The sequence below is a fragment of the Bradyrhizobium sp. genome (assembly GCF_047605465.1).
Classification (GTDB): Bacteria; Pseudomonadota; Alphaproteobacteria; order Rhizobiales; family Xanthobacteraceae; genus Bradyrhizobium.
This window is the reverse complement of the sequence record NZ_JASGFS010000040.1, coordinates 53,683-63,438: the sequence shown is the minus strand read 5'-3', so window position 1 is coordinate 63,438 and position 9,756 is coordinate 53,683. Positions and strand designations below refer to the sequence as shown.

Genomic DNA, 9,756 nt, shown 5'->3' with positions numbered 1-9,756 from the left:
GATTGTGCTGGACCGAGAGCCGGATCAGTTCGTTCAGCGGTTTGGAGCGGAACGCAGCCCACCAAAGGGCCGGCATGTCGGCGCCGTCGACGAAGCGCTGCCGCGGCACGCGCGGCCCGTCGGCATCGACGCGCGGCGACGTGAGCTTCTCGGGCGTGTACCGCGCGACGTCGGGCGCGGGCGGGGTCACGAAGTCCGGGCCGACGGCGCAGCCCGTCAACCACAGAGCGGCGGTACCGGCGGCCAGCGTCCGGGCGAAACGGAGAGGTCGGATCATGCTGCGCATCTGCCGCGCCTTCCTAATGGGCCACTTCGGGGGGCGATGCGGCTGCGCTGTCTTCCTGCGACGGCTCTCTCTCGCGCGAGAGGAAGATCTTGCGCAGGGCCGGCGCGACCACGAGCAGCAGCAACGGTCCGATGAACATGCCGCCGACCACGACGGTCGCGAGCGGCCGCTGCACCTGGCTGCCGATGCCGTGCGACAGCGCCGCCGGGAACAGCCCGACGCCGGCGGAGAGCGCGGTCATCAGCATCGGTCGCATCCGCTGCTCGGCGCCGTTGAACACCGCTTCCGCGATGGTCATGCCGGATGCGCGCAGCTCGCGGAAATAGGTGATGTTGAGAATGCCATCCATCACGGCGACGCCGAACAGCGAGATGAAGCCGATCGCGGCCGAGATGCTGAAGTCGAGACCGGCGAGGTAGAGCGCGATCAACCCGCCGCCGACCGCGAAGGGAATGCCGGCAAGCGCCAGCAGGCTGTCGCGGATGGAGTTGAACAGGCTGTACAGCAGCACGAAGATCAGCAGCAGCGTCACCGGCACCACGATCATCAGCCGCGCCTTGGCGGCCTCGAGATTGTCGAACTCGCCGGACCAGATGATGCGGTAGCCGGGCGGGAGCTGGACCGCATCGGCGACGCGCTGCTGTGCTTCGGCGACGGTGCCGCCGAGGTCGCGGCCGCGTACGCTGAACTTGATCGGGATGTAGCGCTGGCTGCGCTCGCGATAGATGAACAGTGCCCCGGTATCGAGCGAGATGTCAGCGAGCTCACTGAGCGGGATGTAGGCGTTGGTGCCGGAAGGTGTCTGATATGCGACCTTGATGTCGCGCACCGCATCGATGCTCTGCCGGAATTTCGGATCGAGCCGGACCGCGACCGCGAAGGTGCGGTCGCCTTCCAGCACGCTGGTCGCGATGGTGCCGCCGAGCGCCGCCTGCACCACGGCGGTGACATCGCCGGTGTTGAGGCCGTAGCGGGCCGTCTTCTCGCGGTTGACCTTGATGTTGAGGTTGGGTTGCCCGACCAGATGGAAGAGGCCGAGATCGGCGACGCCGCGAACGTCGCGCATGACGTCCATCACCTTGGTCGCCGTCTTCTCCAGCACGTCGAGGTTGGGGCCGATGATCTTAATCGAATTTGCGCCCTTCACGCCGGACAGCGCTTCTTCGATGTTGTCCTGGATGTATTGCGAGAAATTGAAGCTGATGCCGGGCAGCTCCTCGGCGAATTCCTTCTGCAGCTCCTCGGTGAGAATCTCCTTGGTCAGGCCCTTGGGCCATTCGTCGAACGGCTTGATCGGCGCGAATAATTCGACATTGGAGAAGGGCGAGGCATCGCTGCCATTGTCTGGGCGGCCGTGCTGCGAGACTACGGTGATGATTTCGGGATGACGCAGCAGGATGTCGCGCATCTTGCGCGTCGCCTCGGTGCCGGCCTCGAGCGAGATGGTCGGCGGCATCGCCGCGCGGATCCAGAAATTGCCCTCTTCGAGCGCAGGTAGGAACTCACTGCCGAGCCGGCTTGCCGCCAGCGTCGAGATGGCGAGGAAGATGATGCCGGCGGTGACGGCCAGCTTGACGCGGCTCAGCGCCCAGCGCAGCACGGGCGTATAGGCCCCGCGCAGGGCGCGCACGATGATTGTCTCGGTTTCCTCGATATGTCTCGGCAGCAGCAGCGAGGCGAGCACCGGCGTCACCGTGAAGGTGGCGAGCAACGCGCCGGCAAGCGCATAACCATACGTCCGGGCCATCGGTCCGAAGATCTGGCCTTCGACGCCCTGCATGGTGAACAGCGGCACGAACGCGGTGACCGTGATCGCGGCGGTGAAGAACACGGCCTTGTCGACCTGCAACGCGCTGATGAAGATCATCCTGAGCCGTTCGGTCCATCGCGCCGTGGTCTGCTGGCCGTGGGTGGACGTGGTCGGGTCGGCGCCCCAATAGCCTTCGGCAAGGTGCTGCAAGATGCGCGCGCGGTTTTCCGGGCTCGACTGGAAATTGCGGAAGATGTTCTCCATCATGATCACGGCGGAATCGACGATGATGCCGAAATCGACCGCGCCGAGCGACAGCAGGTTGGCGTCTTCACCCTGGAGCACCAGGATGATGATGGCGAAGAACAATGCGAACGGGATGTTGGCCGAGACGATCAGCGCGCTGCGCAGATTGCCGAGGAACACCCACTGGATCACGAACACCAGCAGGCAGCCGAACACCAGATTGTGGAGCACGGTGTGGGTGGTGACGTTGACCAGCGCGCTGCGGTCGTAATAGGGCACGACCTTGACGCCCGGGGGCAGGGTGCCGTCGCTGTTGATCTTGGCGACCTCTTCCTCGACCTTCGGAATGATGTCGTTGGTGTGCTGGGTGCGGCCCATGACGACAATGGCGGCCGCGATGTCGTCCTGCCGGTCCTTGCCGGCGATGCCGAGCCGCGGCACGTAACCGACCGAGACTTTTGCGACGTCCTTGATCTGGATCGGCAGGCCGCTCGACTGGGTCAGGACGATGTTCTCGATGTCCGCGACCTTGTAGCCCTTGGTGACGTCGTCAGCGCCGCCCGAATCGATCAGGCCGATGCCGCGGATGTTGACGGATTGCTGGCCGATCGCGATCTCGCGGCCGCCGACATTGACGTTGGCATTGCCGAGCGCCGAGACGAGCTGCGGCACGGTGATGTTGTAGGCCTCGAGTTTCTGCAGGTCGGCGTCGACGTTGAACTGCTTGGTGGTGCCGCCCCAGGAGTTGATCTGCACCACGCCGGGAATGGTCATCAGGCGCCGGGCGACCACATAATCCTGGAGGGTACGGAGATTGGTCAGGCCGAAATTCGGCGGGCCCACGACCTGGTAGCGGTAGATCTCGCCGACCAGGCTCGATTGCTGGATGGTCGGCACCTGGTTGCCGGGAAGCTGGATGTTCTGCTGGATGCTGTTGGCGGCCTGCGTCAGCGCGAAATAATAGTCGACACCGTAGCGGAAGGTGACGCGCACGAAGGACAGTCCGTAGAACGAGGTCGAGCGGATGCTGACGACGCCCGGTGTCGGATACAGCCCGACCTCCATGGGGATCGTGTAGTACTTCTCCATCTCCTCCGCGGACAGGCCGGGCGCCTGGGCGGTGATCTCGAGGATCACGGGGGCCGGATTCGGATAGGCCTCGATGTTCAGCTTGCTGAAGGCGGCAAGGCCCGCGGCGCAGAACACGACGAGGCCGAGCACGATGATCGCGCTGCGGGTCAGACCGAAGGTGATGATGCTTTTGATCACGATTCCGCACTCAGCGCCGGTTCGTCCGGTTGACCGACGTCACTTCAGCCTGTGACTGCCGTGGCGAACTTGTTGGAGAGGAAGATGGCGCCGGTCGAAGCCACGAGCTCGCCGGGCTTGAGCCCGTCGAGGATCTGACACCAGTCGTCCTGCGTGATGCCGACCACCACCGTGCGCCGCTCGAAGCGGCGGCGGTCGGGCGTGACCCAGACGGTCATGGTGCCGTCGCCTTCGCGCACGACGGCGTTCGCCGGCACGGCGACCGATTGCCGCGGCCCTTCGGTCTCGATCGAGAAACCCGCCAGCATGCCGGCGCGCAGCTTGTGCTCGGGATCGTCGATCACCGAGCGGACCAGCTGGCGATGCGTGGTCGGGTCGATGTTCAGCCCCAGCGTCGTCACATGACCGCGGAACACCTGGTTGGGATAGGCAGGCACGCTGACCGCGACGGGCTGGCCGATGCGATAGGCCGGCGCGTCGGTCTCGATGACGTTGGCGACCATCCACATGGTCGAGAGATCGGCGAGCGTGTAGGGCGAGGGCGCGTTGCCCGGCTGGACATAGAGGCCGGGTGCGGCAACGCGCGCGACGATCTGGCCCGAGATCGGGCTCGGCACGATCAGGATCGAGTCGACTTTGCGGTCGGCGACGATGCGATCGATCTCCTCGTCGGTCTTGCCGAAGATGCGCACCGCGTCGCGCGCCGCCTTGAAATTGCCTTCGGCGGTCTGCTGGTCCGAGGTGGCCTGGTCGACGTCCTTCTGCGCGCCGCCGCCGGTCTTGAGCAGCTGCTTCACGCGCGTCAGCGTGCGTGTCTGCAGCTCGAGCACGCCGGCGGCCGCCAGCAGCGTCGATTCCGCCTGGAGCAGGTCGGGACTGTCGATGGTGAAGAGCGTCTGTCCCCGGTTGACGGTCTCGCCGACGTTGAAGAACGTGTCGACGATCTTGCCGGGATTCGGCGTGAACACCTGCACCAGCATGTTCTGGTTGAAGTCGATCGATCCGACCGCCTGCTTGACCACGCGGAAGGCGCGCTCCTCCGCCGGCATGATCTTGAAGCCGTCGGCCTGCTTGTCGGTGACGTTGATGGCCTGCTGCGCGATGTCGACGTCGCTGACGGCGGCGGGTTGCGCGGCCTTGGCCGAGCCCAGCTCATTGGCGCGCGTCAGCACCCAGACGCCGGCAACGATGGCGGACGCCGCGGCAATGCTGGCCGTTATGCCGGCAAGCTTGATACGAAATGCCACCACCGCTCACGCCCTGTTCTGACTACGTTTGTTGCGCCTGCCCACGGTCCTGCAATCGCCGCACGCGTCGAGGCGGGCACTGCAATCGCGGTGGCGAAGATGAAGTTTTGTTACCAGCCTTGGCTGACGCTCACCTTACGGTTCACGACGTGCATTTGACGGGCTGGCAGGACCTCTTTTCGCTGGCCGAACCTGGCGAATGGTGGGACACATCGTCGTCGCGGCACTGCCGTGTGGTACAATAGTACCGTATTCGAGTTCAGCGCATGCGCCTTCTGATTGTCGAGGACAATGTCGAGCTGTCGCAGCTCGTCGCCAACGGGCTGGTGGTGGCCGGCTACGAGAGCGATGTCGTGAACAACGTCGCCGAGGCGCGCGAGGCCGTGCGCAATGTCGGCTATGCCGCGATGATCCTCGACCTGGGATTGCCCGACGGGGACGGCTTGTCGTTCCTGCGGGAACTGCGCCGCCAGACCAATCCGCTGCCCGTGCTGGTGCTCACCGCGCGCGGCGGATTGCAGGACCGCGTCAACGGCTTGCGCAGCGGCGCGGACGATTACCTCGCGAAGCCGTTCGCGATGGAGGAACTCGTGGCGCGGCTCGAGGCGATCCTGCGCAGGCCCGGGCAATTGCTCGGCCGCTCGCTGCGTCTGGCCAATCTCGTCTACGATACCGAAGGCCGGCAGATCTTCGTCGACGACCAGCCGCGGATCATCTCGTCGCGCGAGGCGTCGGTGCTTGAGATTCTCCTGCGCCGGCAGGGGCGCGTGGTGCCGAAGAAGAATGTCGAGGACCACATCTTCGGGCTCGAGGGCGAGGTCGCTTCCAACGCGGTCGAGGTCTATGTCTCGCGGCTGCGCAAGCAGCTCGCCGAGCATGGCGCCAAGGTCGTGATCCACACCATTCGCGGTGTCGGCTATCTCATGGCCGAGGAGAAATAGCGTGTCCTCTGCCGGGACCTATGCCGGATCGCTCACGTTCAAATCGCTGATCTGGCGGATCGTGTTCCTGCACATCGTGGCGGTCGCGGTGGTCGCGATCTTCCTGCCTCTGGTGCTGTTCTGGCTGCTCAACTCGGAAGTCGATCAGTTGCACCGCGAGGCCATGCGGGCGCAGGCGGAAGTGCTCGCCGAGCGCATCGTCGTTCAGCCGGACGGCTCGTTGACGTTCAATCTGCCAGACAGCCTGCGCGGGCTCTACTCCGACGCCTACGGCCGCTACCAATACGACATTCGCGATGCGGAGGGCCGCTTGCTGTTTTCCTCGCACCGGCGGTCAGGCGCCGCCGCGCTCGCGCAGCGGTCGTCCGACACCATTTCCGGCGCGGGCGTCACCCGGATCATCGACGGCAAGACGGTGCGCATCCATGTCGGCGAGGATCTGGCCCATCGTGACGTCATCATCGACGACATCATCTCGAATTTCTTCCGGCGGGTGGGCTGGATCACCATCCCGATTCTCCTGATCCTGCTCGCGATCGACATCATCATCTTCCGCCGCGCGGTCGCGCCGCTCTGGAAGGCCTCGGAGGAGGCGAGCAACATCGGCCCTTCGCGCACCGACGTGCGCCTGCCGACCGAGCACATCCCGCGCGAGATCATGCCGCTGGTCACCGCCGTCAACCAGGCGCTCGACCGGCTCGAGGGCGGTTTCCGCGTGCAGCGGCAGTTCACGGCCGACGCCGCGCACCAGCTGCGCACGCCGCTTGCGATCCTGCGCACCCGGATCGAATCGCTCGGCGACGGCGCTGCCAGGCAAGCGCTGCATGCCGATATCGAGAGCATGAGCCGGATCGTCGCCCAGCTGCTCGAGATCGCCGAGCTCGATACGCTGGTGATCGATCCCGACGAGACCGCGGATCTGCGTGCGGTCAGCGCCGAGGTGATCGGCGCGATCGCGCCGTTCGCGCTGACCCAGCACAAGGACATCGCGCTCAAGGGGACCGACGCGCCGGTGATCATCCGCGGCAATTCCGTGATGCTTCAGCGCGCGATCTTCAACCTCGCCGAAAACGCCATCAAGTTCACCGCGAAGAATACGTCGGTGGATGTCGAGGTGAGCGATGATGGTTCGCTGCGGGTGCGCGATTGCGGTCCGGGCATCGCGGAAGGCGAGCGCGAGCTGATCTTCCAGCGGTTCTGGCGCGGCGACCGCCGGCGCACCGACGGCGCGGGCCTGGGCCTTTCGATCGTGCGTGCCGTGGCGGACGACCACGCCGCGGCGATTTCGGTGGAGAACCTCCCGGGCGGCGGCGCGCAATTCACGCTGCGCTTCAGGCTGGCGGACGGCGCGGCGGCGAACGAGAAGACGCGGCGCGGGGTTCGGTCTGCGCCCTCCGCGCTCGTCGGGGACGACGGACTGCATCGCCAGATGCGATCCGGGTAAGGGGACTGGCGCCGCGGATCATCCGGCGCCGTGGCCGAAGCCACGCTGCGGCGTGTCTCGCAAGACGGCGGCCTCAGGCCGCCATCCCGGGAGCCGCTATTTCTGCGGCGGGCCGAGATCGAGCGGCGGCAGGTCGATCTGCGGCACCTCGATCTTGACCTTGTCGAGATCGACGTTGACCGGCTTGTCGAGCAGGCCCGTCACCGTGACCGGGAAAGCGATCACGATCAGCACCATGATCATCTGCAGGCCGATCCAGGGCATCGCGCCCCAGTAGATGTCGGAGCTCTTCACTTCCTTCGGCGCCACACCGCGCAGGTAGAACAGCGCGAAGCCGAACGGGGGGTGCAGGAACGAGGTCTGCATGTTGACGCAGAGCATCACGCCGAACCAGATCAGCGCCGGTCCGTCGCCGACGACCGGTCCCAGGATCTTCTGCGCGATCGGCGCGATCATCGGTAGGATGATGAAGGCGATCTCGAAGAAGTCGAGGAAGAACGCCAGGAAGAAGATGAAGAGGTTGATGAAGATCAGGAAGCCCCAGACACCGCCGGGCAGCGAGGTCAGCAGGTGCTCCAGCCAGACGCCGCCGGAGACGCCCAGGAACACGACGGAGAAGCAGGTCGAGCCGATCAGGATGAAGGTGACCATGCAGGTGAGCCGCATGGTGGATTCGTAGCCCTGCTTGATGAGGTCGCGCAGGTCGGGGATGCGCGCCGCCGAGAAGCAGATCCAGGCGACCGCCAGATAGGTCACGGCGAACGCGATCTTGAAGACCAGGTTCTCCGTGAACAGCATCGCGACGATGGTGCCGATGCCGGCGGCGATGATGCCGATGACCAGCACCTTGCGGTCGGTCGAGGTGAAGTCCTTGTGGTGGATCGCGGCGAGCACGATGGCGCCGACCGCGCCCATGGCGCCGGCTTCCGTCGGGGTTGCAAGGCCCATCATCATGGTGCCGAGCACGACGAAGATCAGCACGGCGGAGGGGATGATGCCCATCAGGCACTTCTTCCACAGCGCCCATCCCGTGAGCGTGCGCGCTTCCAGCGGCACCGGCGGCACGTGGTCGGGTTTGACCAGGCCGAGGATGAAGGTGTAGCCGGCGAACAGCATGATCTGGAACACCGAGGGGCCCCAGGCGCCGAGATACATGTCGCCGACCGACTTGCCGAGCTGGTCGGCGAGCACGATCAGCACCAGCGAGGGCGGCACCAGCTGCGTGATGGTGCCGGATGCCGCGAGCACGCCGGTGATGTAGCGCATGTTGTAGCCGTAGCGGATCATCACCGGCATCGAGATCAGCGCCATGGCGATGACCTGCGCCGCCACCGTGCCGGTGATGGCGCCGAGGATGAAGCCGACGATGATCACGGAATAGCCGAGACCGCCGCGGACCGGGCCGAACAGCTGGCCCATCGAATCCAGCATGTCCTCGGCGAGCCCGCATCTCTCCAATATGGCGCCCATGAAGGTGAAGAACGGGATCGCCAGCAGCAGTTCGTTGGAGAGCACGCTGCCGAACACGCGGCCGGGAATCGCCTGGAGGAAGTTGAGGTCGAAGAAACCGAGATGGATGGCGAGGAAGCCGAAGGAAAGGCCGACGGCCGCCAGCGTGAACGCGACGGGGAAGCCGATCAGCATCGCCAGAACCAGGCCGCCGAACATCAACGGCGGCATCATCTCCAGCGTAATCATTGGGTCGGCCTCTCGTACTTGGCGTCGATCGTCACATAGCCCTGGAGAGCCGCGATACGCTTGATGACTTCGGAAAAACCCTGCAGCGCCAGCAACACGAAGCCGGCCGGGATCACGAACTTGATGGGCCAGCGGATCAGGCCGCCGGCATTGCCCGACATCTCGCCGACGTCATAGGCCTGCATGAAGAACGGCCAGGACAGGTAGGCGAGCAGGAGGCAGGAGGGGATCAGGAAGAACAGCGTGCCGACGAGGTCGAGCCAGAGCTGGCCGCGCTCGGACAGCGTCAGATAGAAGATCTCGACGCGCACATGCTCGTTGCGCTTGAACGTGTAGGACGATCCGAACATCACGAGGATCGCGAACATGTACCATTGCAGTTCCAGCCAGCCGTTCGAGGAATAGCTGAAGGCGTAGCGGATCATGGCGTTGACCGCGCTGACCAGGCAGGCGAGGAGCACGAGAAGATTACAGAAGTAACCGATCTTCTCGTTGAGGAGGTCGATGGCGTTGCTCACCGACAGCAATGGACGCATCTTACTTTCTCTCCGTCGCGGCCTGGAGCATCATCGGGAACAGCGCGAAGCGGCTTTCCGAAGAGATCATGCTCGAACAACACCCCAATGCGCGGACGACGATTCATCCGCGTCTCATCGCGCTCTAGACTTCACGGGAGGCATCGGCACGCATCGCTCGGCCCGCGTGCAACAGGCACGCGGCCACATGGCTCGTTGTCCGGAGCGGTTGCGGCGTCAGTCCTCCCCACGTGCCTTGCCGTCTTGACCGCGACCGCCAAAGGGGCGGGCCGGCTTATCGTTGCCGGGCAAGCAAAGGCGGTCGCACCAAACCAGCGGGCTTGCGTGCCGTCAATCGGA

6 protein-coding genes and 1 pseudogene are annotated in these 9,756 nt (G+C 65.1%); 2 read left to right on the top strand and 5 right to left on the bottom strand.

Features of this window, described 5'->3' with window-relative positions; all coding sequences use genetic code 11:
• The 3 genes and pseudogenes from QM712_RS24740 to QM712_RS24730 form a co-directional block, all read right to left on the bottom strand.
• Positions 1 to 277, bottom strand: a pseudogene (locus tag QM712_RS24740) (histidine kinase); the annotation flags it as partial.
• Between the two features lie 22 nt (positions 278 to 299).
• A complete protein-coding gene (locus QM712_RS24735) occupies positions 300 to 3,551 on the bottom strand; it encodes an efflux RND transporter permease subunit (RefSeq protein ID WP_415025764.1) in 3,252 nt (1,083 codons plus the stop codon).
• Between the two features lie 44 nt (positions 3,552 to 3,595).
• Complete coding sequence (locus QM712_RS24730) at positions 3,596 to 4,798, bottom strand: efflux RND transporter periplasmic adaptor subunit (RefSeq protein ID WP_415025763.1); 1,203 nt, start codon at positions 4,796 to 4,798, stop codon at positions 3,596 to 3,598.
• Between the two features lie 266 nt (positions 4,799 to 5,064).
• On the opposite strand from QM712_RS24730, the gene QM712_RS24725 reads away from it, so the two are divergent.
• Together QM712_RS24725 and QM712_RS24720 are read left to right on the top strand one after the other, a co-directional pair.
• Positions 5,065 to 5,739, top strand: coding sequence for a response regulator transcription factor (locus tag QM712_RS24725; protein ID WP_415025762.1), 675 nt, complete (start codon positions 5,065 to 5,067; stop codon positions 5,737 to 5,739).
• Between the two features lies 1 nt (position 5,740).
• On the top strand, positions 5,741 to 7,183 hold the full coding sequence (locus QM712_RS24720) for an ATP-binding protein (protein WP_415025761.1): 1,443 nt from the start codon (positions 5,741 to 5,743) through the stop codon (positions 7,181 to 7,183).
• A 96-nt stretch (positions 7,184 to 7,279) separates the two neighbouring features.
• Here QM712_RS24720 and QM712_RS24715 read toward each other — a convergent pair whose 3' ends face one another.
• Together QM712_RS24715 and QM712_RS24710 are read right to left on the bottom strand one after the other, a co-directional pair.
• A complete protein-coding gene (locus QM712_RS24715; RefSeq protein ID WP_415025760.1) occupies positions 7,280 to 8,881 on the bottom strand; it encodes a TRAP transporter large permease in 1,602 nt (533 codons plus the stop codon).
• Positions 8,878 to 9,417, bottom strand: coding sequence for a TRAP transporter small permease subunit (locus QM712_RS24710; protein WP_415025759.1), 540 nt, complete (start codon positions 9,415 to 9,417; stop codon positions 8,878 to 8,880). Before QM712_RS24710 ends, QM712_RS24715 begins: the two co-directional genes overlap by 4 nt.
• Positions 9,418 to 9,756 lie beyond the last annotated feature (339 nt).

What these genes read in the sequence shown, in the direction of transcription:
- QM712_RS24715 (WP_415025760.1), bottom strand. Translation starts at nt 8,881, where the DNA reads ATGATTACGCTGGAGATGATGCCGCCGTTGATGTTCGGCGGCCTGGTT.
- QM712_RS24725 (WP_415025762.1), top strand. Translation starts at nt 5,065, where the DNA reads ATGCGCCTTCTGATTGTCGAGGACAATGTCGAGCTGTCGCAGCTCGTC.
- QM712_RS24710 (WP_415025759.1), bottom strand. Translation starts at nt 9,417, where the DNA reads ATGCGTCCATTGCTGTCGGTGAGCAACGCCATCGACCTCCTCAACGAG.